Below are 26,546 nucleotides of genomic sequence, written 5' to 3'. Positions count from 1 at the left end.
AAAGACCTTTCTGTCCGGCCTCGAGATCGAGCGCCGCCGCGATCCGCGGCAACTCGTCCTGCATGCCGGAGCGCCGCGACGGCGCCGCCGGCGTCGCCAACTCGCCGTCGTCGGGGCGGTAGCGCAGCGCCGCGTTCGGCACCCGCAGCACGTCGTCGCGGCTCTCCACCTCGATCTCGGCATTGGCGGTCATGCCCGGCAGCAACAACTGCTCGCGGTTGTCGACCGAGACCACGACCGGATAGGTGATCACGTTGCTGGTGTTGGTCGCCGACAGCCGCACCTGCTGCACTTCGCCGCGGAAGCGGCGATCCGGAAACGCGTCGACGGTGAAGGCCACCGCCTGCCCGGGCTTGACCTGGCCGATGTCGGCCTCGTCGATGGCGAGCACGATCTCCATCTTCGACAGGTCCTCGGCGATCTGGAACAGCACCGGTGCCTGCAGGCTGGCGGCGACGGTCTGGCCCGGTTCGATCGAACGGGTCAGCACCACGCCGTCGACCGGCGAGCGGATCACCGTGCGATCGAGGTTGAGCCGCGCGGTCCGGGTCGAGGCGATCTGCTGATCGATCTGCGCGCGCGCCGAGGCGACCTGGGCCAGCGCCTGGTCGCGGGCGGCCAGGGCGAGGTCGGCATCGCTGCGCGCGACCAACTGGCGGCCGACCAGCGCGCTCTTGCGCCGGTAGTCGGCCTCGGCGTTGGCCAGGGCCGCCTGCGCGGTGGCGAGGCTGGCGCGGGCGCTGGCGACCGAGGCGTCGCCCTGGGCGATCTGCGCCTGATAGGTGCTCGGATCGATGCGCGCGATCACCTGGCCCTTGTCGACATGATCGTTGTAGTCGGCCAGCACCTCGGTGACCTGGCCGGAAATCTGGCTGCCGACATCGACCGTGGATATCGCCGACAGGCTGCCGGTCGCCGATATCCCGACCCGGATGCTGCCCTGCTCCACCTGCGCGCTGCGATAGGCCGAGGACGACGCTTCCGCGCTGCGCTGCCTCAGGTAGTAACCGCCCGCGGCCAGCGCGGCGACGACGACGGCGATCGTGCCGAGGCGGCCCCAGGAACGACGGCGGGAGGTGACGGGGGAACGGGAGGAAGCGCTCATCAGGCGGCCGGACCGGATCGATGCGGGAAAGGTATCGGCTTCAACGCCCGCCCGGCAGGAGCGTTGACAGGCCCTGTCCGCGCCGCGCCGCGGATTCAGCCCGGGGACAGCCGTGGATGCCCGTCGTCCGGTCCGGCACGGGCACCGGAACGCCTACAGCTCGAAGTGGATCGTGGCCACGGTGCCTTCGCCCGGCGCGCTGTGCAACGCGACCGGCCAGCCGAAGCGGTCGCCGAGCCGGCGCACGATCGACAGCCCCATGCCGCGGCCGTCGCGCTCGGGGTCGACCCGGTAGAACGGGTCGAACACCCGCGCCAGCGCCTCGCGGCTCATGCCGATCCCGGTATCTCGCACCTCGATGCGGTCGGGGTGGACCTGCACGTCGATCCGCCCGCTCTCGGTGAAGCGGACCGCATTGCTGAGCAGGTTGCCGAGCATCACGTTGAGGACGTTGGGCGGCGCGTACAGGCGCGGCGCGCCGCGGTCGTCGACGGTCAGCTCGACCGGACGCCCCTCCAGCAACGGCAGCACCCGATCGACCTCGTGGCGGACCACGTCGATGACCTCGAACTCCTCGCTCTGGGGGGCGATCTCGGCCTCGCGCGCGAGGATCAGGAAGGCCTCGATGACCGACTCCATGTCGCGTCCGGCGCGCTGGATCCGGCTCAGCGAGCGCCGCGTCTGCACGCTGGCCTCCGGATCGGCCAGCATCAGGTCGGCGGCGACCCGGATCACGGTCAGCGGCGTGCGCAGCTCGTGACTGGCATCGCGGGTGAAGTCGCGCTCGCGGGTGACGAACTCCTCGACCCGACCGGCCAGGCCACGCAGCGCGCGCGCCAGGGAACGCACTTCGCGACCGGCGTCGACCGGCAGTTCGTCGCTGGCGATCGCCTCGGTATCGGGCGAGCGCGGATCCCAGCGCGAGACGATGTTGGCCAGCCAGCTGACCGGCGATACCAGGCGTTTGGAGGTGCGGTAACTCAGCCACGAGATCACCGCGATCGTCAGCATCGCCAGCAACAGGCTGGACAGGCCGGTCAGCAGGATCGCCAGCTCGATGTCGCCGGCCGCCAGTTGCAGGTACAGCGTGCCCTCGGAGCGCCGGTCCACGTACACGCTCAGCCGCCGCGACGGCAGCCAGTGCAGCCCTTCGGACAGGGCCTGGAATCCCTCGGGCAGCGTGTGCTCGGGTCTGGACGCATCGCCCAGATCGAGGAAGCTTTCCATGTTCGAGGTCATCGGCAGCGGATGCGCCGGATCCCGCGCCCGCTGCGACCAGTAGGCCTCGGCCTCGGCCTGCATCCGGTGATGCAGGATGCCGTGGCGCACCGCCATGCCCAGCAGCACGATGCCCATCGCGATCAGCAGACTGCTGATCAGCGCCTGGAGGACGAACACCAGTTTGATCTGGCGCGGCAGGCCGTGCGACATGGTGGCGGGTGACCGGAGGCGCCGTCAGTCCGGCGACTGCGAGATGTCCGCGATCCGATAGCCCGCACTCTGCACGGTATGCAGCAGCTGCTTGTCGAACGGCTTGTCGATGGTCTTGCGCAGGTTGTACAGATGGCTGCGCAGGGTGTCGGAATCGGGCAGGCCATTGCCCCAGATCTCGCGTTCGATCTCCTGCCGGCTGACCACCCGCGGCGACTCGCGCATCAGGATCGTCAGCAGGCGCAGGCCGATCGGCGACAGCTGCAGCTCGTTGCCGCCGCGGGTCACCCGCAGGCTGGCCGGGTCCAGTGCCAGGTCGGCGACCTTCAGCACCTCGCCGCCGACCTGGCGGCGCTCGCGGCGGATCAGCGCGCGCAGGCGGGCCTCCAGTTCCTGGATCGCGAACGGCTTGGTCAGGTAATCGTCGGCGCCCACCGACAGCCCGCTGAGCTTTTCGTCGAGGGTGTCGCGCGCGGTCAGCATCAGCACCGGGGTCGACTTGCGGGCTTCCTCGCGCAGACGCTTGCAGACCTCGATGCCGTCCATCCGCGGCAGCATCAGGTCGAGCACGATCACGTCGTAGTTGTTGTCGGTCGCCAGACGGTAGGCGTCCACACCATCGGCGGCGTAATCGACCTCGAATCCGCGCCCCTCGAGGTATTCGCCGACCATCTCGGAGATGTTGCGATTGTCCTCGACGATCAGGACCAACCCGCCCTCGCGTGTGCCTTGCATACCAGCTCCTGCGTCTTCAGTTTCGTGAAGGCTGCCTTCGACAAGGTCGATGCCCTGTGAAAGCAGCCGCCAGATTCGGTCAAATCCCCACTCCAGGCTGAACGCCGCGACCGTGAACCTCCATCACCGCGGGCAACGGCCACCCGCGTGTGACACGGCTCTCAGAACCGGATTTTCCCGGTCAGGATGTCCCTGAACATCACCCAGTCGCCGGCGAACGAATAGAACGGGTGACTGAAGGTCGCCGGACGGTTCTTCTCGAAGAAGAAATGACCGACCCAGGCGCATCCGTACCCGCACAACAGCGCCGCCAGCAGCCACCAGGCGTTGGCCTGGACGATCGCGACGGCGACCAGCGCCAGCACCCCGCAGCTGCCGACGAAGTGCAACCGGCGGCTGGTGCGGTCGCGATGTTCGTCCAGATAGAACGGATAGAACTCGCGGAAGCTGTTGAAACGTCTCGCCATCAGCCTATCTCAAGCACGGTTTCAGGCGCGTTGCGGCCGGCCTCACCATAGCGCAGGCGGACGCTGGGGTGCTTGAGCAGCCCGCTGGACAGCAGCATCGGGCGCACGCTCTCCAGCAGACGGTCGGCGTCGGGGCCGTACAGGAAGAAGGTGCCGTCGCTGCCGTTCTCGGCTACCTCGTGACCGTCGTACTCGCCGGTCCCGGCCTTGCGCACCGCCTCGCGCAGGCTCTCGCCCAGGGTCAGCAGCGGTGTCAGATCCCGCGACCCGTAATCGAAGGAGACGATCACCGCGTGTTCGCCCGCGGCCTGTCTGCGCCTGCCGAACAGTTTCGACCACCAGCTCATAAGCCCCCCGCCATGATGCTCAGTGATTGGATTGTCCCGGCAGCGGGACGGCGGCCTCATTCGCCCGCCTTGGCCCGCTCCCAGTAACCATCCTGCGCGTCCAGGCCCAGCTTCTCAAGGGGGGTGCTGTCGGCGGCGGCCATCGCCTCCATCGCCCGGAACCTGCGCTCGAACTTGAGATTGGCGCGGCGCAACGCGCTGCCGACATCGACTCCGCCGTGACGGGCGACATTGGCGGCGACGAACAGCAGGTCGCCGATCTCCTCCTCCAGCCGTGCCTGCGCGGCGGTGTCGGCGGGTGGCTTGCCGTCCGCGTCGAACTCGGCGCGTACCTCGCCGACCTCCTCTTCCAGCTTGGCCAGGACCGGGTCGATGCCGGGCCAGTCGAAGCCGACCCGGGCCGCGCGCTTCTGCAGCTTCACCGCCCGCTGCCACTCGGGCAGACCGCGCGCGATGCCGGCCAGGGCCGAGCCGTCGGTATCGCCGTTGCGCTCGCGTTCGCGCCGCTTCTGCGCTTCCCAGGCCTCGGTCTGCGCCCGCGCATCCTCGACCGAGGCGTCCCCGAACACATGCGGGTGGCGACGCACCATCTTGTCGTTGATCGCGGCGACGACATCGGCGAAGGCGAACGCGCCCTGCTCTTCGGCCATGCGCGCGTGGAACACCACCTGCAGCAGCAGGTCGCCGAGTTCGTCCTTCAGATCGGCCATATCGCCGCGGTCGATCGCATCGGCGACCTCGTAGGCCTCCTCGATCGTGTACGGCGCGATGCTGGCGAAGTCCTGCTCGACGTCCCACGGACAGCCGCGTTGCGGGTCGCGCAGGCGCGCCATGATCTCGAGCAGGCGGTCGATGTCGTGGCTTTCCTCAGTCATGTCTCGCTTCAGCCATGTTTCACTCCGGGAGCGCGTCCGCCGTCGATGGCGATGCGTGCACGGACGGCGGATGCCGGCCGGCGCGCTAGGCGCCCTCGCCGGCCCAATCGCGCCAGGGCAGCCGCGGATCGCCCAGGGCGATGAAGCGGCCGTTGAGCAGGGTGTCGCGCTGGTTGTAGCGGAACGGCCGCCCCTGCGGATCGAGCACGACGCCGCCGGCGCCCTCCAGCACGCACTGGCCGGCCGCGGTATCCCATTCGCTGGTCGGTCCGAAGCGGGGATAGACGTCCATGCCGCCCTCGGCGATCCGGCAGAACTTCAGCGAGGACCCCAGCCCGATCGGCTCGACCTCGCCCATCCGCGCAATGAAGGCCTCGGTGTGTTCGTCGCGATGGGAGCGGCTGGCGGCGACCTTGAGCGGCGGCGAGGCCGGCCGACGCGTCTGCAGCGCGACATCGGCGCCGTGCTCGCGGCGGAACGCGCCCAGCTCGAGGCCGCCGTGCCAGGCCACCGCGGTCACCGGTGCCTGCACCACTCCGAACACCGGAACGCCATCCTCGACCAGGGCGATGTTGACGGTGAACTCGCCATTGCGCTTGACGAACTCGCGGGTACCGTCGAGCGGGTCCACCACCCACAGTCGCGGCCAGCCGCGCCGGCGCTCCAGTGGCACTTCATCGGCGGACTCTTCCGACAACACCGGGATATCCGGGGTCAGCTCGGCCAGGCCGGCGACGATGCAGCGGTGCGCGGCCAGGTCGGCGGCGGTCAGCGGCGAACGGTCGTCCTTGTGCTGGACCGCGAATTCGCTGTCGTAGACCTCCAGGATCGCCTCGGCGGCGCGATAGGCCAGCCGGATCACCTGCTCGCGCAGCTCATTGGGAATCATCGGACTCGGATCTCCTTCCAGATGTCGGGTGTTGACGTGGGCCGGGGCGTCGAATGCGGCGTCATGCCGCCTGCATCCGCAGCCACTCGCGGGCGATGAACAGCGCCGCGATCGAGCGTCCTTCCGAGAAGTCCTCGCGCAGGATCAGCTCGTGCAGCGCGTCGAGCTTCCACGGCACCACCTCCAGCTCCTCCGGCTCGTCGCCGGGCAGGCGCTCGGGGTACAGGTCGCGGGCGACCACCAGATGCGCCTCATGGCTCATGTAGGTCGGCGCCAGGGTCAACGCCCTCAGCACGGTCAGCGAACGGGCACCGTAGCCGGCCTCTTCCTTCAGTTCGCGGTCGGCCGCCTGCAACGGCGTCTCGCCGGCGTCGATGCGGCCCTTGACCAGGCCCAGCTCGTAGCGGTGGACGCCGGCGGCGTACTCGCGGACCAGCAGCACGGTCTCCGCGTCCAGCATCGGTACCACCACCACCGCGCCATGGCCGCGCCCGTGCAGGCGTTCGTAGCGGCGGCGCTCGCCGTTGCTGAACTCCAGGTCCAGCCGTTCGAGACGGTACGGACCGGCATCGTGCTCGGTGATGCCATGGATGGTCGGCAGGCGGCGGCTCACGGCGTCGCACCGGCGGTACGGCCGCGACGGTCGGGCGCGATTCGGGAAAACGGGGCGACAGGCACGATAATGGCGGGATGGACAAGAACGATCACGATTCCGCGATGCTAGCAGAGGCCGGCGTCGAAACCGCCCGTCGATGGCGCCAGCGCGACCTCGCCGTGCTCTGGCACCCCTGCACGCAGATGCGCGAGCACCTGCACGGCGGCAACGACACCGGCGAGGACGGCCTGATGCCGCTGCTGCCGATCGCGCGCGGGCAGGGCCCCTGGCTGATCGGGCGCGATGGCCGCCGTTACCTGGACGCGATCAGCAGTTGGTGGACCAACATCTTCGGACACGCCGAGCCGCGCATCGCCGCCGCCATCGCCGAGCAGGCATCGACGCTGGAACACGTGATCCTGGCCGGCTGCTCGCACGCGCCGGCGGTCGAGCTGGCCGAGCGGCTGCTGGCGATCGCGCCGCGCGAGGGCAAGCGCGCGCCGCTGTCGAAGGTGTTCTACGCCGACAACGGCTCGGCCGGGGTCGAGGTGGCGCTGAAGATGGCCTTCCACTGGTTCCGCAACCGCGGCATCGAGGGCAGGACCCGGTTCATCGCGCTGGAGGGCGGCTATCACGGCGAGACCCTGGGCGCGCTGGCGGTCGGCGACATCCCGCTGTACCGCCGGGTGTACGCGCCGCTGCTGGCCGAGGCGCTGTTCGCGCCCTCCCCCGACGCCTACCTGTGCGAACCGGGCGAGACCGCCGCCGACCGCGCCCGCCGTGCCGCCGATGCACTGCGCGAACTGCTCGAGCGCCATGCCGGCGAGGTCTGCGCGCTGATCCTGGAACCGCGTCTGCAATGCGCCGGCGGCATGCGCATGCACGACCCCTTGTATCTGAAGCTGGCGCGCGAGCTGTGCGACGCGCACGGCGTGTTCCTGATCGCCGACGAGATCGCGGCGGGCTTCGGCCGCACCGGCACCATGTTCGCCTGCGAGCAGGCCGGGATCGCGCCGGACTTCCTGTGCCTGTCCAAGGGCCTGACCGGCGGCTCGCTGCCGCTGGCGGCGGTACTGACCACCGACTCCGTCTACGAGGGCTTCCTCGACGAATCCCGCGAGAAGGCCTTCCTGCACTCGCACAGCTACACCGGCAACCCGCTGGCCTGCGCCGCCGCGCTGGCGACCCTGTCGATCTTCGAGCAGGACCGGGTGATTGTCCGCAACCGCGCGACCGCCGAGCGCATGGCCGCGCTGGCGGCGCCGCTGCGCGAGCACCGCCACGTCGCCGACGTGCGCCAGGCCGGGATGGTGGTCGCGTTCGAGCTGACCCGCAACGGCGACAAGGCCACGCCGTTCGAGCCGGCGCGGCGGATCGGCCTGCATGCCTACCGCGCGGCCCTGGCCAACGGCGGCGCCAGCGACGGCGTGCTGCTGCGCCCGCTTGGCGACGTGCTGTACTGGATGCCGCCGTACTGCATCGACGAGGAGGCGCTGGAGCTGCTCGCCGCCACCACCGTCGCCGCGATCGACGCCGCCATCGACGGGGCCGGACGATGAGGCTGACCCGCGTCCATGTCGACGCCGCGCTCGCGCCGGGGCAGGAGCTGGCGCTGCCGGAAGGCGCCACGGCGCACCTGGTGCGGGTGCTGCGGCTCGGCGTCGGCGATGCCTGCGTGCTGTTCAACGGCGACGGCAACGACTACGACGCCCGTATCGTCGCCGCCGGCAAGCGCGAGCTGCGGGTCGCTGTCGGAGCCGCCACCGCGGTCGACCGCGAGTCGCCGTTGTCGATCGTGCTGCTGCAGGGCGTCGCCCGCGGCGAGAAGATGGACCTGATCCTGCAGAAGGCGACCGAACTCGGCGTCGCCGCGGTGGTGCCGCTGTGGTCGCAGCGCAGCGAGGTCAGGCTCGACGGCGCGCGCGCCGAGAAGCGCTTGGCCCACTGGCGCAGCGTGGTCGCCTCGGCCTGCGAGCAGAGCGGTCGGACACGGGTACCGCCGGTCGCGGTGGCCGCGCCCCTGGATCAGGCGTTGGCGGCGTTGCCCGACGGCGGCCTGCGGCTGACCCTCGACCCCGAAGGCGACGCCGCCCTGCCCAGGCTCGCGCCGCCGGCGGCGTCGACCGTGGTGCTGGCGGTCGGTCCGGAGGGCGGCTGGTCGCCACGCGACCGCGAGCAGTTGCAGGCGGCCGGCTTCGACGGCCTGCGACTGGGTCCGCGGATCCTGCGCACCGAGACCGCCGGCCTGGCCGCGATCGCCGCGCTGCAGGCGCGCTTCGGCGACTTCCGCTGAGCGCTCCGCGCTGACCTTGCCCCGCCGGACCTCGCCCTGCCAGACCTTGCCCGCTCAGACCTTGCCCGCTCAGACCTTGAAGTAGATCCGACGGGCATCCAGCCAGCGCACCACGCCCCACCACAACGCGACGAAGACCAGCGCGTAGGCCAGCGATGGCAGGTACGGTCCGAAGCGCGGCGTCATCCAGTCGGCGAAGCCGTGCCGGTACAGCGGTTCCAGCCAGCCTGCCGCGACCAGTCCGTACAGCATGAACGCCGAACCGGCATAGGCGGCGATCGCGTTGACGCCGAACGCGCGGCCCAGCGGCGGGCCGCCGCGCACATCGACCCGCCAGTGGCACAACGCCAGCAGCGCGCAGGCTAGCCCTCCGGACCACAGCACGTAGGACGGCGTCCACAGGTTCTTGTTCAACGGCAGCCACGTGGCCCAGGCCGCGCCCGCCGCCAGCAATACGATCGCCGCAAGCGGCAGCCGCTTCGCATGACCGCATCGCAGCCAGTCGCCGGCGCGCAGGCCCAGCAGGGTCGTCGCCAACGCTCCCAGCGTGCTGACCAGGCCCTCGGGATCGTGGCCGCGGCCACCGATCGCCTCGTATTCGTAGAGGTGCACGCCCAGCACGGCGGTGTCGATGCGGCTGGCGATGTTGTCCAGCGGCGCCAGCGAGCCGCCCCACCCCAACAATCCGGCGTAGCCGGCCAGCAGCGCCAGCAGCAAGACCCACTGCGATCGCGCCGGCAACCACAGCGCGATCGCGGCCGCCGCCAGGTAGCACAGGCCGATCCGTTGCAGCACGCCCATCACCCGGTAGTGCTCGAGGTCGAACGCCCACCACGCGCATAGATGCAGCAACAGGCCCAGCCCGACGATGCGCGCGGCGCGCGCCAGCACCGGCAGCAACAGGTCGGCGGACGCGACGCCCTTGTCCAGCTGGCGCCCGAGCGCCAGGCTCAACGAGACACCGACGATGAACAGGAACAACGGAAAGATCAGGTCGGTCGCGGTGAAGCCGTGCCAGTGGGCATGCAGCAACGGCGCGTAGACATGGCCCCAGTCACCGGGATTGTTGACCAGCAGCATCGCCGCGACGGTGAGCCCGCGCAGCGCGTCGACCGAAGCCAGTCGCGGCGTCGGCGCGGGCGGAGCGGTCGCCAACGCGGCCAGGTGCCCGTTGCCGCCGGCTCAGGCGGCCTGGCGGGACAGCGCCTCGACGATCCGCGCCTCGACGAAGGCCAGGTCCGGCAGCAGGGCCGGCTCGTCGTTGTGCAGCACGCGCGCCTGGACGCCGTCGGGCAGGCCTTCCTGGTCGGCCTCGACACCCAGGCCGGCGCGGCTGACCGTCACCAGACGCGGGAAGCCCTGCGCCACGATCGCGAAGTACGGCGCGCGCGGATTGCCGCCCAGCGCCTTCAGTACCACCACCTTGCTGCCCAGGCCCGGCTGCTCGCCGGCGATGCCGGCCAGGGCCGAGAACCCCACCAGCGGCACCTTCCAACCATGCCAGCGGATGCGTCCGAGCAACCAGTCCGGCGCCTCGGCCAACGGCTCCGGCGGCGCATAGGACAGCACCTCGGCGATGGTCGCGTTGGGCAGCAACAACCGCGCCCGCGCCACCTGGATCAGCACGCCGCGAATGTCATTGGCCGGCGCCGCGACCGGATTGGAACGGGAATCGGACATTACTGCTTCCTCGGCGATACGGTCTTAACCGGGCCAGCGCTCGGCCAGGCGTTGTGCAAGGTCGGTCGGCGCCGCGAGGTCGCCTCCACGGGCGGCCAGCTGCTCGGGCGCGGCCGGGTCGTAACAGCCCTCGGCCGATTGTCCGGCCACCAGCGCCCCTCCGACTCGGTGCTTGAGCACGGCGTCGACATCGGCCGGATCGCTGCCACTGAGCAGCAGCACGGCGCTGTCGGCCGACGGCAGCGCCGGCAGAATCTGGCCTTCGCCGACGAAGCGCATTCCGTCGGCGGCGGTCTCGATGCCGAGCCCCGCGGGCAGCACGTAGACGAAGCCGGCCATCGCCATGCGTCCCGGCTCGGCCAGGTGCACCGGCAGGGTCGTCGCCCGCTGCATCTGCGCGACCAGGCGATCGTAACGGCCGCCGTCGAGCCGCTGCTGCACCAGCACCGGGCGCGGGAAATCGACCGGCAGCGCACCAAGCAACTGGCGCACCGCGTCCGGGCCGCCGATTCCGGCCAGCACCAGCACCGCACCGGGCAGGCGCGCATCGACATGGTCCTCGACCAGCTCCAGCGACGCGATGCGCTGGTCCAGGTCCGCGAGATCGCGGCCGAAGCGCTCGTCGTCGGCGCGCGCATCGGCCGGGGCGTAACTGCCGTTGCCGTCGTCGAGGGTCAGCTCGCCGAAGGTCGAAGCGGACACCGGAGCGGCAGCGGCGGGCGCCTCCGCGGCGGTGGTACCCGCGGCGGGTTGTTCCGCCGCAGCTGCCGTCGCGTCGATGGTCTCGCTGCCCGCCGCCGCGTCGCTTTCCTGCTGCGGTTCCAGCGACAGACTGCGCAGATGCTCGTCGAGGCCAAAGCTCGGCTCGGCGGGCGCCTTCGGCGCCGTTCCGCTCTGCGTACCGTCATCGAAGACGATATCGAAGCCACCGCTTTCGCTGTCGCTTTCGCTGAACTCCAGATCGCCGTTGTCGTCGGAGTCGACGGCAGTGGCATCGAAGCTGATCTCGAAGCCCGACGTCGCTTCGTCCGGGCTGCCCGCATCGGCGGCATCCTCGGCGTTCACCGGGTCGAAAGCGTAGCCGGCCTGCGGACGCGCCGGGCCGGCCTCGTCCGCGGCCGCTTCGATCGGCGGCGGCGACGGCGACGGCACTTCAGGCGACACGGCGGTTTCGAACGGAGCCGCCTCGAATGCGGTGGTTTCGACCTTGGTGGTTTCAAGCGTGCTGTTTTCGACCGGGCCGGCTTCAATCGCGGGAGCGGCCGGGTCGGCGGCACCCGCGGGCGCCGGCGACGAACGCTCCGGTTCCGGCACGTCGAAACCGTCGACGGGATCGAACGCCGCGTAATCCTCGTCGCTGACCTCCGGCACGCTGCTCAGGCGCAACGCGGGCTCGTCGTGGGCGCCGTCGGGTCGCGGCGGCAGCACCCGATCGTGGCCCTGCAACTTGGCCAGCAGATGGCGCTTCCATCGCGCCGCCTCCCAGCCCTCGCGCGCGGCGGCAAGCTCGGCCTCTTCGTAGATGACGTCGATACCCGGATTGCCGAGCACCGACTCGAAGCGCTCCAGCGCGTCCTCGATGTCCGGGTCCAGTGCGACGAGCACGACTTCCGGACTGGCCTGGGTCAGCGACTCGACCGCGATCTGGGTCGGATCGCCCTGCAACACGCTCTCGATGCCGGCCTCGGCCAGCAGGCTCCGCAGCCGTTCGCCGGCTGCGGGGTGGCGCACGAGCAGGGCTACGCGGCGTACGGGCTCAGTCATTCTTCTGCTCGATGCCCAGCAGTTCGTATACGTTCCGCAACAGCTCCGCCTCCTGATAGGGCTTGCCCAGGTAGCGGTTGACGCCGATCTCCATCGCGCGCTGGCGATGCTTCTCGCCGGTACGCGAGGTGATCATCACGATCGGCACGTCGCGCAGGCGCGCTTCGCCCTTCATCTGCGTGGCCAGCTCATAGCCGTCCATGCGCGGCATCTCGATGTCGAGCAGCATCAGGTCCGGCACCATCTCGGCCATCCGCTCCAGCGCGTCGACACCGTCCTTGGCGGTGGCGACCTCGAAGCCCTGGCGCTCGAGCACGCGACCGGTGACCTTGCGCATGGTGACCGAATCGTCGACCACCATCACCAGCGGCACCCGCCGCGTCTCCGCCACCTGCGGCGGTTCGATCGCGACATCGCGCGGCAAGGCGTTGCGGCGACGCACCAGCGGCGCCACGTCGAGGATCACCACCACGCGGCCGTCGCCCATGATGGTCGCGCCGAAGATACCGGGCACCGAGGCGACCTGCGGACCGACCGTCTTCACCACGATCTCGCGGTTGCCGATGACCTGATCGACGCAGACCGCCGCGCGCAGGTCGCCGGAACGGATCAGCAACACCGGCATCTGCAGGTGGCCCTCGGCCTTGGCCGGACCGTGTCCGATCAGCTCGCCGAGGTCGTGCACGGCGTAGTCCTCGCCGCCGTACTCGTAGCTCGGCGACTCGCTTTCCAGCACATCGCGGGCAACGCGACCCACGCCCTGCACCGAAGCGATCGGCACCGCGAACGAGGTCTCGCCGACCTTGACGAACACCGCCTGGGTGACCGCCAGCGTCTGCGGCAGGCGCAGGGTGAAGGTGACGCCCTTGCCCGGCACCGAATGGATGTCGAGGCTGCCGCCGAGCTGATGGACCTCGCTGGCGACCACGTCCATGCCGACGCCGCGGCCGGCCAGGCGGCTGACCTCGTTGGCGGTCGAGAAGCCCGGCTCGAGGATCAGCATGTCCAGCTCGCTGTCGGCGAGCACGGCGTTCTCGCCGACCAGGCCGCGCTCGACGCCGCGCTTGCGGATCGCATCGCGATCCAGGCCGCGGCCGTCGTCGCCGACCACCAGCACGACTTCCGAGCCCTCGCGGCGCACCGCGATACGGATGCTGCCTTCCTCGGACTTGCCGGCCTGCTTGCGCTCGGCCGGAGCCTCCAGGCCATGCGCGACCGCGTTGCGGAGCATGTGCTCCAGCGGCGCGGTCATGCGTTCGAGCACGTTGCGATCGAGTTCGCCCTGCGAACCTTCCAGCTTCAACTGGACCTGCTTGCCCAGCTCGCCGGAGGCCTGGCGGACCACCCGGCGCAGGCGCGGCAGCATCGAGTCGATCGGCACCATGCGCGTGCGCATGAGGCCTTCCTGCAGTTCCGAGCTGACCCGCGACTGTTGCAGCAGCAGGGTCTCGTACTGGCGGGTCAGATCGTCCAGGGTCTGCTGCAGGCTGCCCTGGTCGTTGGCCGACTCGGACAACGCGCGCGACAGCTGCTGCAGGGTCGAGAAGCGGTCCAGCTCGAGCGGATCGAATGCCTGCTCGGCGCTGTCCGCCTCGCGCTGGTAGCGCGCGACGATCTGCGCCTCGGTCTCGATCTCGAGGCGGCGCAACTGATCGCGCATACGGGTGTTGGTCTGCGCCATTTCGGCGATCGCGCCGCGGAACGCGCCCAGCTGCTGTTCCAGACGGGCACGGTAGATCGCGACCTCGCCGGCGTAGTTGACCAGGCGATCGAGCAGGTCGGCGCGGATCCGGACCTGCTCCTGCGGAGCGCGGGCAGTGATCTCGTCGTCGTCGCCGAGCACGTCCTCGCTGATCGGAGCCGACAGCGGACGCAGCGGCTGCGCCGGCTCGCTCGCGGCAACGGTCGCGCTCTCCGGTCCGGCTTCGGTCGCGACCGGCTCGGCATCGGTCGCGACCAGGGTGGTGGTGCCGCGGGCGCGCGCCTCGAACTCGGCGATCATCGCCTCCGGCATCGCGATCGACTGGCGTTCGCCGACCCGGGTGATCATCGCGTGCAGACGGTCGAAGCCCTGCTCCAGCAGCGGCACGCCATCGCGGCCCAGCGCCTGCCGCTGTTCGGCCACCGCTTCCAGCAGCGACTCCATCACGTGGCCCAGTTCGCCCACGGCCATGATGCCGGCCATGCGCGCACCGCCCTTGAGCGTGTGCAGGTCGCGCTGCAGGCCGATCAGCGCATCGCGATCGTCGGTCGCCTCGCGCAGGCGCGCGAGCAGACCATCGGAGTGATCGAGCAGATCGCCGCCTTCCTCGACGAAGATGTCGACGAGCTCGATGTCCAGTTCGCTGACATCGAGCGGCTGGTCCGGATCCGACTCCACCGCCAATGCGGCCAGCATCGCGTGGGTCGCCGCCGGCGCAGGCTCGGGGACGCTTGCCGCCGCGACCGCCTGCCGGGCCTGCTCGGCATACTCGGCTTCCAGGCGCGCGTACTCGGCGGCCTCCTCGGCCTCGCGGCGCCTGGCTTCCGCGCGCTCGGCTTCGAGACGCTCTGCCTCGAGACGGGCCGCCTCAACACGTTCGGCTTCGATGCGCTCGGCTTCGAGACGGGCCGCCTCGGCACGCTCGGCTTCGGCACGCTCGGCTTCGAGACGGGCCGCTTCGGCACGCTCGGCTTCGATGCGCTCGGCTTCGAGACGGGCCGCTTCGGCACGCTCGGCTTCCGCGCGCTCGGCCTCGAGACGGGCCGCCTCGGCACGCTCGGCTTCGGCACGCTCGGCTTCGAGACGGGCCGCTTCGGCGCGCTCGGCTTCCGCGCGCTCGGCCTCGAGACGGGCCGCCTCGGCACGCTCGGCTTCGGCACGCTCGGCTTCGGCACGCTCGGCTTCGAGACGGGCCGCTTCGGCGCGCTCGGCTTCCGCGCGCTCGGCCTCGAGACGGGCCGCTTCGGCGCGTTCGGCTTCGGCACGCTCGGTTTCAGCGCGCTCGACTTCGAGCCGCTCTGCCTCAAGGCGCTCTGCCTCAAGGCGCTCTGCCTCAAGGCGCTCTGCCTCAAGGCGCTCGGCTTCGAGCCGCCCGGACTCGACACGCTCGGCAGCCCGACGTTCGGCTTCGACGCGTTCGGCCTCGGCCTGCTCGATGGTCGCGCGCTCTGCCCGCAGACGCTCGATCTCCAGGCGCTCGTCCGACTGCCGCTCGGTTTCCTGCCGCTCGGCTTCGATACGGGCGGCCTCGGCCAGCTCCTGCTCCACGGCCGCACTCGGCCGCAGCAGATTCTGCGGAATCGCATCCTCGGCGCGATCGGCGAACCCGCTGAGGTCCAGCGAGTCCAGCTCGACCTCGTTCGCGGTACCGGTCGCACCGGCGGCGGGACCCGGCTCGGCCAGCTCCGGCGGTGCGGCCTGGACATTCGGAAGCGCGTCGCGCAACGCGGCGACGCGGGCCGACAGCCCCTCGAACACCGGCACGCGCGGCGAAGGCGTCTTCAACGCGGCCAGGGTGCTGCGGATCGCGTCGGCAACCGCCGAGAGCGCCGCGACGCCCTCGGCGCCGACACCCCCGCCCTGCGCGAGCAGGCGCTTGACATAACCCTCGGCAGGACCGGTGATCTCGGTGATCACCGGCACTTCGGTCATCGCGAACGCGCCGTTGAGCGTGTGGATCGCGCGTTGCAGGGCATCGTTGGCCGGCTGCGGCGCGGCCCGCGCGCTCTCGATCCAGGTTTCGATGGTCGACAGGTGGCCGGTGACCTCGGCATCGAGGATTTCCAGCAATACCGCGTCGACCGAGGCCGGCACGCCCTCGGGCGGCGCCTGCGCCGGCACGTCGGCATCGGCCTCCCCGCTGCCGGCCTGATCCTGCGCCACGGGCTCGTCGACGACGGGCTCGTCGACCGTGGACGAATCGCCCGCAGCCTCGGCTGCCGGAGACGCCTCGGCCTCCGGCTGCTGGACATCGGCCACCACCGGCGCGGTATAGAACGCTTCCTCGCCCGCGGCAATGCGGTCGGCGACCTCGGCCATGGCGTCGAGATCGGCGGTGACGCCGGCCGAGCCCTCCAGCGCCGCCCGCAACTGCGGCAGCGTCTCGAATGCCTGCTGGACGATCGCCACCACCGCCGGGCTCGCCTTGCGGCCATGATCGGCGTCGAGCACGCGGTTGAGCATGCTCTCGATCTTCCAGCTGAACTCGCCCAGCGCGCGCGCGCCGACCAGTCGTCCGCTGCCCTTGAGGGTATGGAACACGCGCCGGATCGGGCGCAGGCGCTCCATGTTGTCGGGCTCTTCCTGCCAGACCGGCAGCAGCGCGCCGAGATTCGCCATCTCCTCGACCAGCTCTTCGAGGAAGACCTCGCGGATCTCGTCGTCGATGTCCTCGTTCCGCTCGAAGCCGCCCTCGGCGCCGCTGATCGGCCCCTGCGCCGCCGGTGCGGTGCTGGCGGTCGGCTCGGGCGTCGCCAACGACGACGTGGCCACCGGCTTCGGCGTCGCCGCCGGTCCGGAGACGATGTCCTGCGACATGACCCCGGCCAGCGCCTGCGACACCGCCTGGCGGGTCTCCTCGTCGATGCCGACGGCACCGGGCACGTCGCCGGCGGCGACATGGTCGGCGCCGTCCGGAACCGGCCAGTAGCCCAGCGCCTCCAGGCTCTGGCGGGCGATGTCGAGTATCCGGTCGCGGTTGGGGCGTTGCTCGCGCACCGCCTCCAGGTAGTACTCCAGGCTGGCCAGGGTGTCGGCCATGGTGTCGAGCTGCGGACCGCTGGGGACCCGCCGCTTGCCGAGCAGCTCGGCCTCGGTGTAGCGCCGCAGCCCGATCAGGTATTCGCTGGGCAGCGGCAGTTCCAGCATCCGCATCGCGCCGCTGACCTCATCCAGCAGGCGCGGCACTTCGACCAGCTCGTCGTGGCTCCAGTTGGTCTCCACGAAGGCGACGAACGACTGCCTGGCGTCGCTGAAATTGGCGATCGCCTCGCGCACGACCACGTCGAGCACGCGTCGCGACTCGCTGGCGAGCAGGCTGTCCTCGGCGACCTTCTCGTCGACGTGGCCCAACCGCGAGACCTGGTCGTCGAGGGTCGCGTCCACGTACAGCAGCGCGCCGGCGACGTCGAGCAGCACGCCCTCGTCGGCCGCGCGCTCGCCGGCAACGACCTGGCGCAGCGTGTCGCGGTGCTGGACCACGACGTTGCGCGCCATCCCCAGCCCCATCATGCCGAGGGTATCGGCGACGCTGGTCAGCACGTCGACCTGCGGAGCGAGGTCGGACACGTCGTTCTGGTTGGTGCGCAGGTACAGGTCGAGCGCGTCCTTGACCCGCAGCAGGTCCTCCTTGATCGCCGCCGACACGGTATCGAGCAGCTCGCGATTGCGTCCGCTCAGGCTGCCGCGGGCATGTTCGAGCTCCGATTCGCTGGGCAGCTGGGCGTCGAGGTCGAAGGTCTTGCGCAGCCCGTCCAGTCCGGGATGGACCGCCGAACTGTGGGCGACGTGGTAGAGCAGCTGCCGGGTCGGTTCCGCCGCGGGCGTGCTGCGGGGACCGCTGAAATCGTCGCCCTCGAGCATCTGCCGGGCTTCGCGCTCGACGCCGCCAAAGGCCTGGCGCAGGGCGCGGGTCGGTTCCTGGGCGCCGTCGCGGATCGCGCAGGCCACCGAATGGGCGACCCACAGCATCCGCCGCAGGCGTTCGACGGTGACGTCGGACAACAGTCCGTCGATCGCCGCGACCAGGGCCGCCGGATCGGCGGGACTGCCATTCTCCGGCCAGTTGGACAGCACTTGGCGGAATGCGCCCAGGTGCGACGCCGATTCGGCCTCGCTGACCGTACCGGACACCGGCATCGGCAGGCTGTCGGGCAGCGGCCGGTCGAGATTGGGCGCGAACAGCACGCTCTCGTTCAAGCCCACCTCGCCGCGGGTCGCACGCAGCTCGTTGAGCAACGGCAGCAGCACGATCGGAATGTCGCGGTGGCCGCCCTGCAGGCGCTCCAGATAATCCGGCAACTGCACGGCGCCGCGCATCAGCACGGCGCAGGCCTCGTCGCGGTTGTCGATCTCGCCGTGCAGCAGCGCCAGGGACAGGCGCTCCATCTCCTCGGCGACCATCGCCGGGGCGTACAGCTCGACCATCCTCAGGGTGCCGTGCACCTGATGCAGGTGGGCGGCGCAGCTGCGCATCCGCGAGGTGTCGGCCTGGTTCTCGGCAAAGGCCTCGATCTCCTCGCGCGCCTGACTCAGGGTCTGGTCGAGCTCGGGCTTGATCCAACCAAGCGTGGTGGTATCGATCGCATCGCTCATCACGGTCATGCCCGCCCCTCCGCTCCTGCGCGGGGGCGCAACCTCTGCAATGTCTGCGTCCGTGAATCGAACATGCTCGGCTCGCTCATCCTACTGCCGGTCCCGGGTCAGGCCGGGAGCTTGAAGTCTGCAACCGAACGACGCAGATCGGCGGCCAGCTGGGCCAGGTTTCCGATCGACTGGGCCGTCTGGCTGGCGCCCTGCGAGGTCTGTGCGGTGATCGACTGGATGGTGTTCATGGTTTCGGTGATGTTCGACGCCGCGCTGGTCTGCTGCTGCGCCGCGTTGGAGATGCCCTGGATCAGCCCGGACAGGTCCGACGACACCTTTTCGATCTCGCCCAGCGCGGTACCCGCGTCCTCGGCCAGTCGCGCACCCGCGACCACTTCGGACGTCGTCTGCTCCATCGAGCTGACAGCTTCGTTGGTATCGGACTGAATTGTCTGGACCAGCGTCTCGATTCGCTTGGTTGCGTTGGACGCGCGTTCCGCGAGTCGCTGCACTTCGTCGGCCACCACCGCGAAGCCGCGGCCCGCCTCACCGGCCGACGCCGCCTGGATCGCCGCGTTCAGCGCCAGGATGTTGGTCTGCTCGGAGATGTCGTTGATCAGTTCAACGATCGAGCCGATCTCCTGCGAGCTTTCGCCCAGACGCTTGATGCGCTTCGAGGTCTCCTGGATCTGGTCGCGGATGTTGTCCATGCCGGCGATCGTCTGGCGCACCACGCCCGCGCCCTTGGTCGCGATCTGCACCGAGCGCTGCGCCACGTCCGCGGACTCGGCGGAGTTGCGCGAGACCTGGTTGATGCTCTGCGCGATTTCGCTGATGCGGCTGGACGCGGAATTGATCTCCTGGGCCTGGTGCTCGGCGGCCTCGGCCAGGTGCATCGCGGTGGCCTGGGTCTCCTGGGCGCTGGAGGCCACCTGCACCGAGGTGTCGGTAATCGTCTGCACCAGGCTGCGCAGCTGCTCGACCGCGAAGTTGATCGAGTCGGCGATCGCGCCGGTCATGTCCTCGGTCACGGTCGCCTTCACGGTCAGATCGCCTTCCGCGAGCGAACCCATTTCGTCCAGCAGGCGCATGATCGCCTCCTGGTTGCGGTCGTTGAGTTCCTTGGTGGTCAGGTAGCGCTGCTTCTGCGCGGTGTTCAGCGAGACCACCAGCAGGACGATTGCCAGCAGCGCGATCGCACCGGAGACGATGCTGATCCAGATGTTGCCGAGCAGGCTGGTGTCCTTCAGCGAACCGAACGCGGTGAACGCCTGGAACAGGCGATCGCTGCCTTCCAGCAGGGTGTCGGCGCCCTCGGTGATCGTGGTCACCGAAGTCTGGGCCTGGAACAGGTCGGGCGAGGCGGCCAGGATCGCGTCGGCATCCTTCTTCATCTCCGCCCACAGCGCCTCGACCTGACCGAGCGCTGCGACCGCGCCGGAGTTGCTCAGCGCGGTGATGTTCGGGTTCTCGGCACCGTTGCGCAGACCGGCCAGGACGTTGTCGAACACCAGCACGTCGCGGGCCAGCGCCTCGCCGGCCATCGACGCGCCGCTGCCGCCGGCCTGGATTTCGGTGATGCGGCGGGCGATGGTGCCCGACAGCACCACCTGGCGCAGGGCGTAGTAGACCTGCGAGGACGGCGAGCCGCTGGACGACATCGCGCGGACCAGCTCGTCGAGGTTGGCCTGCAGCTGCGGCACCTTGGCGCTGAAGTTGTTGGCGTTGCCGGCGAAGCCCAGCACCGCCTGCTCGCTGGCGATCAGCTGGTCGGCGCTCTTGCCCAACGGCGCCCAGGTCTCGGACACGCCGCGGATCGGCCCGGAAACGCCGTCGGTGCTGCCGAAGTTCGCATTCAGCTCCGACACGTCGGCGTCGATCTCCGACTTGGTGGTCTTGAACGCGTCGAACGCGGCCTGGTCACCGCCGACCGCCGCTCGTCCCTGCACCGCCAACTGCTGCGAGAGCACGCGCAAGTCCGAGGCCGAGGTGCTGGCGCCACCCAGGCGCGAGGCCTTGTAGATCGAGTAGCCGGTATTGAGGCCGAACACCAGCAGGGCGAAACCCAGCACCGTAAGCCAGGTATTGACGCCGTACTGGCGGACCTTGCCTACAGCGTTATTCATGTCACTGCTCATGATTCGACCTCAAGTGCGTTGCGATTGCCTGGTCCGGCAAGATGTTCGGCGCGCGGCATGTCCGACGCGGCCTGCCTGAATTCGGGGGTGCGGGTGAGTCTGTCGAGGCTGAAGATGCCCCAGGTGACGCCGTCGAGCCGATAGGCGCGATCGACGAAGTGCTGGTAGCGGCCGGCGATGGCGACGTTTTCCGCGCCGCCCTCGGCCTCTCCGGCCTCGACCGTGTTCTCCTCGACGAAGCTGCGCTGACCATACAACTCGTCGATCAACACCGCGACGTTGCCGCCGGGCTGTCGGACCAGCAGGATCCGGTGCCCCTCGTGCAGCACCGTCCGCTCGCCCTGCAGGAACTGCTTCAGATCGACCACCGGCAACAGGTTGCCGCGCACGTTGGCCAGGCCGAGCAGCCACGGCTGCGCGCCGGGGACGGGCGTCACCTGCGGCAGGGTCAGGATCTCGACCACCTCGTCGAAATCCGAGGCAAGACGGTGGCTGCCGATGCGGTAGCCGACGCCGCGCCACATGCCCGGCGCGTCGATCTGCTCCGGCAGGCCGACCACGTGCGCAAGGCTGCGGCGCTCGTAGTCGGCCAGCACGTCGAACGGGGTCATCGCTGTCGTCACTGTCGCCTCAATCGCCCAGCAGGTCGTTGATGCGCGCGACCAGCTCGTCCTCGCGCGGCGGCTTGACGATGTAGTCCTTCGCGCCCTGACGCAGGCCCCAGGCCTTGTCCGTATCCATGCCCTTGGTGCTGACGATCAGCACCGGGATGTGCTTGGTGTCGGCGTCGCGCGACAACGCACGCGTCGCCTGGAAACCGTTCATCCCGGGAAGCACGACATCCATCAGCACCAGGTCGGGGCGCTCGCGGCGGCAGACATCGATACCGTCTTCGGCGCTGTCGGATGCCAGCACCTGGTGGCCGTTGCGCTCGAGCAACTGGGTCAGGACCGCCGTATCGGTCGGCGAGTCCTCGATCAAGAGAATGCGTGCCATCGTTGCCCTACCCCCCGGTCAGGCGTTGTGTGCTTCTGTGTGAACGTGTGTGCGGATCGCGCCGAGCAGCTCCTCGCGCGTGAATGGCTTGGTCAGGTACTGCTCGGAACCGACGATCCTGCCGCGCGCCTTGTCGAACAACCCGTCCTTGGATGACAGCATGATCACGGGGGTGCCCTTGAACAGCTGGTTGCTCTTGATCAACGCGCAGGTCTGATACCCATCCAGTCGCGGCATCATGATATCCACGAAGATGATATGCGGCTGCTGGTCGGCGATCTTCGCCAGTGCTTCGAATCCATCGATGGCGGTGACCACGTCACAGCCCTCACGTTTCAGCAACGTCTCTGCGGTGCGTCTGATGGTCTTGGAGTCGTCGATCACCATGACCCTCAAACCATCGAGACTGCCGGTACGGCCCTCGTCAAACATTCCTGCTTCCCCGGGGTTTCCCCATGTGCGGGCACCTGATAGTTATGTCGCGTCTCGCGGTGCCTCGCGATACCCGCCTTTATTCCAAGCCTGACAGCCACTGTCAAGCACAAAGTTCACGACGAAAATGCTAAACAGGCTGGTTTCACGCGAACTTTCGACGCACGGCACCCTTCCGTCGGTTGCCGTCGCGCCGGCGGGTGAGGCCGTCGCCTCGGGCACGCGCCCGCGCTGCCGACCCCTGCTACTATCGCCATCCCTTCGACGCCCCCACGATAGCGCTCGCCATGCCGCTCGACATCGTCGTCGTGATGGACCCCATCGGCTCCATCAAGATCGCCAAGGACTCTACCTTCGCCATGTTGCTGGAAGCGCAGCGGCGCGGACATCGCCTGCTGTACGTACCGCCGGGAGGACTGTCGATGCGGGACGGCCGGCCGATCGCGCAGGTGGCCGGACTGAGCGTGCGCGAGGACGCGACGAGCTGGTTCGAACTGGAACAGGCATCACATATTGAGCTCGGCCACGGCCAGGTCGTGCTGATGCGCAAGGACCCGCCGGTCGACGCCGAGTACATCCACGACACCCAGATCCTCGGCATCGCCCAGCTGGCCGGCGCGCTGATCGTCAACGACCCCCAGGGCCTGCGCGACTACAACGAGAAGCTGGCCGCGCTGCTGTTCCCCGAATGCTGCCCGGCGACCGTGGTCACCCGCGACAACGCGATCCTGAAGGCCTTCGTCGCCGAGCATGGCGAGGCGGTGCTCAAGCCTCTGGATGGCATGGGCGGGCGCTCGATCTTCCGCGCCCGCGCCGGCGAGCCCAACCTCAACGTGATCCTGGAGACCCTGACCGAGGGAGGCAGGCGGCTGGCGATGGCCCAGCGCTACCTGCCGGAGATCGCCGACGGCGACAAGCGCATCCTGCTGATCGACGGCGAGCCGGTCGACTACTGTCTGGCCCGGATCCCGCAGGGCGACGAGTTCCGCGGCAATCTCGCCGCCGGTGGTCGCGGCGAGGCCCGCCCGTTGAGCGAACGCGACCGCTGGATCGCCGCCCGGGTCGGCCCGGAGATGAAGCGCCGCGGCATGCTGTTCGTCGGCCTGGACGTGATCGGCGACTACCTGACCGAGGTCAACGTCACCAGTCCGACCTGCATCCGCGAGATCGACGCCGCCTTCGGCACCAACATCGCCGGCCAGCTGTTCGACGCGATCGAAGCCAGGGCCGCCGCGCAAGCCTCCGCCTAGGGGGCCGCGCGGACGCTCCCCGGCATCCGCCACTGCACTATCCTGTCGCAATCGAGCTTCCAATCCGTCCCTCCGCCCCGCAGATGTCCTCCCTCGCCGCCTCCACGCCAGCCTCCGAAGACGGCCGCCTGACCGCGACCCTGGTGCTGTCGCTGCTGGTCCACGGCGTGCTGTTGCTGGGCGTGGGCTTCGCGCTGGAGCGGGCCGCGCCGGTGGTGCCGACCCTGGACGTGATCCTGACCCAGACCCGCAGCCCGCTGACCCAGGCCCAGGCCGACTTCCTCGCCCAGGCCAGCAACCAGGGCGGCGGCGAGCACGACAAAAGCACCCGCCCGCGCGACAACCAGACCGGTCCGGCGCCGCAGGAGCAGCCCGGAGTGGCGCCGCGCCCGCTGCGCGCGCAGTCGCCGCAGGCGCAGCCGGAGCCGGTCGCACGTGTCATCAGCAGCGCACGCGGCGACACCACCGCCGCGCGCGAGCGCGACACCCCCGATCCCGACACCCTGCCCCTGCCGCCGGGCGAGGAGAAGATCGAGCGCGACATGGCGATGGCGCGGCTGGCGGCCGAGATCCACCTGCGCTCGGAACGCTATGCCAAGCGCCCGAAGCGCAAGTTCGTCTCCGCCAGCACCCAGGAATACGCCTGGGCGAGCTATCTGCGCGAATGGGTCGACCGGGTCGAGCGGATCGGCAATCTGAACTATCCCGACGAAGCGCGCCGGCGCCGGCTCGGCGGCCAGGTCGTGATCAGCGTGGCGATCCGTCGCGACGGATCGGTCGAGCGCTCGGACATCGTCAAGAGCAGCGGCACCCCGCTGCTGGACTCCTCGGCACTGCGCATCGCCCGCCTCGCCGAGCCGTATCCGCCGCTGCCCAGGACCGAGGAGAATCCCGACATTCTCCACGTGACCCGTACCTGGAACTTCCTGCCCGGCGGCGAACTGATCGACGACTGACGCCGCGCTCACCGCTGCGGCACCGCACGAGAATCGCGGCTCACGCCGCTCCTACCGGAGCCGTCGGATGTCTGCAATGCATCGCCGATGCCGGCCATCGCCAGCACGAGGCAAGGCAGGATGTGGCCCAGACCGGGGACCGGCCCGCTCTTCGTAGGAGCGGCGTAAGCCGCGATGGTCCTCACGGGAAAGCCCGGTCGCGGCCAGCGGCCAGGTCCCGTTCACTCGGCGCGCGATTCGCGCAGGGCCTGCTGCTCGGCGAGGGTAAGCGCAACGTTGTTGCGCAAGTAGGCCGGTTCGACCCGCTCCGGCGCGACCGACTCGCCGCGGGCGAACGCCGCCGCGGCGAGACGGGCGACATCGGCGGCGTGCGGCAGTTCCTGGGCGGCGACCGATGCCAGACGGCCGCCCAGTTGCTGGCGAAGCGCGCCCTCGACCGCGTCGAACCCGGTGCCCACGCCGTGCCAGGCCTCCGCGCCTTCCGGAAGCCTCACCTCGATCGGCGGCAACACCGCCTCCTCGCCCTGGCGCGCCAGCGCCTGCCCGTCCTGCCGGCGTCGATAGGCGGCCACGTAGACCTCGCCCATGCGCGCGTCTATCGCGGCAAGCACCTGCCCGCCGCTGGAGCGCATCGCCAACGCCTCCAGGGTCGACACCGGCAACAACGGCCGGTCCAGCGCCAGCGCCATGCCCTGTGCCAGCGCGATCGCCAGGCGCACGCCGGTGAACGCCCCCGGACCGCGCCCGACCGCGATCGCATCGAGCTGGCCGCGGCCGACGCCGGCGTCGGCCAGCAGCTGCCCGGCCCACGGCAGGGTCAGCTCGGCATGACGGCGCGGCGCGACCTGGAAACGCTCGACGACCTCGCCATCGAGCCAGAGCGCGACCGAACAGGCCTCGGTCGCGGTCTCGAGCGCCAGCAGCTTCACTCGCCGCTCTCTTCCACGGCCGGCTGCCACAGCTCGACCAGGTGCCCCTCCGGGTCCATCACGTAGCCGAACCGGCCCTGCTCGCCGTCCTCGTGGCGGTCGAGCACGTTGCAGCCGGCCGCACGCAGCGCCTCCAGCATCGCGTCGAGGTCGTCGACGCGGAAATTGAGCATGAACGGCTTGTCGCTGGGCTTGAAATACTCACTGCTGGACTTGAACGGCGACCACACCGTGTAGGCGCTGCCGCCGGTGTCCTCGCGGCGCCACGGGAACACCGCTCCGCCCCAGTCCTGCACGCCGACACCGAGGTGCTCGGCGTACCAGGCGGCCAGCGCGCCGGGATCCTCGGCCTTGAAGAACACGCCGCCCAGGCCGTGAACGCGGGGCTTGTCGCGGGCATTGTCGTCAGCCATCGAAGCTCTCCTCAGAACAGGTCGGCACCGCGCGGCGCGGGTGCCTCGAACCCACATTCTCGCCCAAAGAAGGTGCGCACGTCGTCGACGTCGCGGCTGCGCGGCAGCGGCGGCAGCGATTCGAGAAACACCTTGCCGTAGCTGCGCCCGAGCAGGCGCGGGTCGCACAACACCAGCACCCCGCGATCGCGCTCGCTGCGGATCAGGCGGCCGGCGCCCTGCTTGAGCGCGATCACCGCCTGCGGCAACTGCTCGTCGCGGAAGGGATTGCCGCCGTTGCGGCGGATCGCCTCCAGCCGCGCCTCGAATACCGGATCGTCGGGGGCGGCGAACGGCAGCTTGTCGATCACCACCACGCTCAGCGCATCGCCGGCGACGTCGACGCCCTCGCGGAAACTGGCCGCCCCCAGCAGCACCCCGTTGCCGGAGGCGCGGAAGCGCTCCAACAACAAGCCACGCGGCGCCTCGCCCTGGACGAACAGCGGCCACGGGCACTCGGAACCTCGCAGCAGCGCGGCCACCTCGCGCAACGCCCGGTGCGAGGCGAACAACAGGAAGGCGCGTCCGCCGGAAGCCTCCAGCACCGGCCGCACCGCATCGACCAGGGCCGTGCCGTAGTCGCGCGACCCCGGATCGGGCATCCGCCGCGGCAGGTAGCACAGCGCCTGGGTCTGCCAGTCGAACGGGCTGGGCGCCAGCAGGGTCTGCGGTTCGGCCAGGCCGAGCTTGTCGGCGTAGTGCCCGAACTGGCCGCCGATCGCGAGCGTGGCCGAGGTGAACACCCACGCCGCCTTCGAACGCTCGCGGTGCTCGGCCAATGGCCCGGCGACATCGAGCGGCGTGCGACTGAGACGGAAACCGCGCGCGGTCAGCTCGTACCAGCGCACGCTGTCGGCGTCGTCCGGCACCTGCGGCGGCATCCGGTCGTCGGGGTCCGCCGGCGGCTGCGCTGGCGCCTCGTCGGC

The 26,546-nt window shown here is 70.0% G+C and carries 22 protein-coding genes and 1 pseudogene; 4 read left to right on the top strand and 19 right to left on the bottom strand.

The genetic code is table 11. The features are described 5' to 3' along the window. The 8 genes from FKV24_RS04160 to nudE form a co-directional block, all read right to left on the bottom strand. On the bottom strand, window positions 1-1,105 hold a 1,105-nt coding region (locus FKV24_RS04160; RefSeq protein WP_141481462.1), incomplete at its 3' end, for an efflux RND transporter periplasmic adaptor subunit. Between the two features lie 153 nt (window positions 1,106-1,258). Beyond that, on the bottom strand, window positions 1,259-2,536 hold the full coding sequence (locus FKV24_RS04155; RefSeq protein WP_141481460.1) for a sensor histidine kinase: 1,278 nt from the start codon (window positions 2,534-2,536) through the stop codon (window positions 1,259-1,261). A gap of 24 nt (window positions 2,537-2,560) precedes the next feature. Beyond that, complete coding sequence (locus FKV24_RS04150) at window positions 2,561-3,271, bottom strand: response regulator transcription factor (protein WP_141481459.1); 711 nt, start codon at window positions 3,269-3,271, stop codon at window positions 2,561-2,563. A 161-nt stretch (window positions 3,272-3,432) separates the two neighbouring features. Further along, window positions 3,433-3,738 (bottom strand): Mpo1-like protein, encoded by a 306-nt coding sequence (locus FKV24_RS04145; protein WP_111267202.1) that lies wholly within the window; start codon window positions 3,736-3,738, stop codon window positions 3,433-3,435. After that, window positions 3,738-4,085: a hypothetical protein gene (locus tag FKV24_RS04140; RefSeq protein WP_141481457.1), complete on the bottom strand. Its 348-nt coding sequence runs from the start codon at window positions 4,083-4,085 to the stop codon at window positions 3,738-3,740. The genes FKV24_RS04145 and FKV24_RS04140 overlap by 1 nt, the downstream gene beginning before the upstream one ends. Window positions 4,086-4,141: 56 nt before the next feature. Further along, window positions 4,142-4,960: a nucleoside triphosphate pyrophosphohydrolase gene (gene mazG, locus FKV24_RS04135; protein WP_141481455.1), complete on the bottom strand. Its 819-nt coding sequence runs from the start codon at window positions 4,958-4,960 to the stop codon at window positions 4,142-4,144. An 85-nt stretch (window positions 4,961-5,045) separates the two neighbouring features. Further along, window positions 5,046-5,849: a 3'(2'),5'-bisphosphate nucleotidase CysQ gene (cysQ, locus tag FKV24_RS04130; RefSeq protein WP_111267205.1), complete on the bottom strand. Its 804-nt coding sequence runs from the start codon at window positions 5,847-5,849 to the stop codon at window positions 5,046-5,048. A 61-nt stretch (window positions 5,850-5,910) separates the two neighbouring features. After that, window positions 5,911-6,462, bottom strand: coding sequence for an ADP compounds hydrolase NudE (nudE, locus tag FKV24_RS04125; RefSeq protein ID WP_111267206.1), 552 nt, complete (start codon window positions 6,460-6,462; stop codon window positions 5,911-5,913). A 77-nt stretch (window positions 6,463-6,539) separates the two neighbouring features. Here nudE and bioA point away from each other — a divergent pair, with 77 nt between their 5' ends. Beyond that, entirely contained in the window at window positions 6,540-8,003 is a 1,464-nt protein-coding gene (gene bioA / locus FKV24_RS04120) for an adenosylmethionine--8-amino-7-oxononanoate transaminase (protein ID WP_141481453.1), read from the top strand. After that, window positions 8,000-8,737: a 16S rRNA (uracil(1498)-N(3))-methyltransferase gene (locus FKV24_RS04115; RefSeq protein WP_141481452.1), complete on the top strand. Its 738-nt coding sequence runs from the start codon at window positions 8,000-8,002 to the stop codon at window positions 8,735-8,737. Before bioA ends, FKV24_RS04115 begins: the two co-directional genes overlap by 4 nt. A 69-nt stretch (window positions 8,738-8,806) precedes the next feature. On the opposite strand, the gene FKV24_RS04110 is transcribed toward FKV24_RS04115, so the two are convergent. The 8 genes and pseudogenes from FKV24_RS04110 to FKV24_RS04075 form a co-directional block, all read right to left on the bottom strand. Then, window positions 8,807-9,892 carry an acyltransferase family protein gene (locus tag FKV24_RS04110; RefSeq protein WP_141481450.1) on the bottom strand — a complete coding sequence of 362 codons (1,086 nt, stop codon included), beginning with the start codon at window positions 9,890-9,892 and terminating at the stop codon, window positions 8,807-8,809. Window positions 9,893-9,919: 27 nt separating this feature from the next. Continuing rightward, window positions 9,920-10,417 (bottom strand): chemotaxis protein CheW, encoded by a 498-nt coding sequence (locus FKV24_RS04105; protein WP_141481449.1) that lies wholly within the window; start codon window positions 10,415-10,417, stop codon window positions 9,920-9,922. A gap of 24 nt (window positions 10,418-10,441) precedes the next feature. Next, on the bottom strand, window positions 10,442-12,181 hold the full coding sequence (locus FKV24_RS19505) for a chemotaxis protein CheB (RefSeq protein WP_211371777.1): 1,740 nt from the start codon (window positions 12,179-12,181) through the stop codon (window positions 10,442-10,444). Beyond that, window positions 12,174-18,485, bottom strand: a complete 6,312-nt coding sequence (locus FKV24_RS19745) for an Hpt domain-containing protein (RefSeq protein ID WP_141481447.1) — start codon at window positions 18,483-18,485, stop codon at window positions 12,174-12,176. Before FKV24_RS19745 ends, FKV24_RS19505 begins: the two co-directional genes overlap by 8 nt. 98 nt (window positions 18,486-18,583) lie before the next feature. Continuing rightward, window positions 18,584-20,593: a methyl-accepting chemotaxis protein gene (locus FKV24_RS04090; protein ID WP_249040909.1), complete on the bottom strand. Its 2,010-nt coding sequence runs from the start codon at window positions 20,591-20,593 to the stop codon at window positions 18,584-18,586. A gap of 74 nt (window positions 20,594-20,667) precedes the next feature. Next, window positions 20,668-21,216, bottom strand: a pseudogene (locus tag FKV24_RS04085) (chemotaxis protein CheW); the annotation flags it as partial. Window positions 21,217-21,235: 19 nt separating this feature from the next. Further along, window positions 21,236-21,601 carry a response regulator gene (locus tag FKV24_RS04080; RefSeq protein WP_111267215.1) on the bottom strand — a complete coding sequence of 122 codons (366 nt, stop codon included), beginning with the start codon at window positions 21,599-21,601 and terminating at the stop codon, window positions 21,236-21,238. Window positions 21,602-21,619: 18 nt separating this feature from the next. Further along, on the bottom strand, window positions 21,620-22,033 hold the full coding sequence (locus FKV24_RS04075) for a response regulator (RefSeq protein ID WP_111267216.1): 414 nt from the start codon (window positions 22,031-22,033) through the stop codon (window positions 21,620-21,622). A gap of 287 nt (window positions 22,034-22,320) precedes the next feature. Here FKV24_RS04075 and gshB point away from each other — a divergent pair, with 287 nt between their 5' ends. Together gshB and FKV24_RS04065 are read left to right on the top strand one after the other, a co-directional pair. Then, complete coding sequence (gene gshB, locus FKV24_RS04070; protein ID WP_111267217.1) at window positions 22,321-23,283, top strand: glutathione synthase; 963 nt, start codon at window positions 22,321-22,323, stop codon at window positions 23,281-23,283. A gap of 83 nt (window positions 23,284-23,366) precedes the next feature. Further along, window positions 23,367-24,239 (top strand): energy transducer TonB, encoded by an 873-nt coding sequence (locus FKV24_RS04065; protein WP_141481444.1) that lies wholly within the window; start codon window positions 23,367-23,369, stop codon window positions 24,237-24,239. Window positions 24,240-24,460: 221 nt separating this feature from the next. On the opposite strand, the gene tsaB is transcribed toward FKV24_RS04065, so the two are convergent. The 3 genes from tsaB to FKV24_RS04050 all read right to left on the bottom strand — a co-directional run. After that, window positions 24,461-25,168 carry a tRNA (adenosine(37)-N6)-threonylcarbamoyltransferase complex dimerization subunit type 1 TsaB gene (gene tsaB, locus FKV24_RS04060; protein WP_141481442.1) on the bottom strand — a complete coding sequence of 236 codons (708 nt, stop codon included), beginning with the start codon at window positions 25,166-25,168 and terminating at the stop codon, window positions 24,461-24,463. After that, entirely contained in the window at window positions 25,165-25,581 is a 417-nt protein-coding gene (locus FKV24_RS04055) for a VOC family protein (RefSeq protein WP_141481441.1), read from the bottom strand. The genes tsaB and FKV24_RS04055 overlap by 4 nt, the downstream gene beginning before the upstream one ends. Before the next feature lie 11 nt (window positions 25,582-25,592). Then, on the bottom strand, window positions 25,593-26,546 hold a 954-nt coding region (locus FKV24_RS04050), incomplete at its 5' end, for an ATP-dependent DNA helicase (protein ID WP_141481439.1).

The organism is Marilutibacter maris (assembly GCF_006546735.2).
GTDB lineage: Bacteria > Pseudomonadota > Gammaproteobacteria > Xanthomonadales > Xanthomonadaceae > Marilutibacter > Marilutibacter maris.
This window is presented reverse-complemented; position numbering and strand designations above follow the sequence as displayed.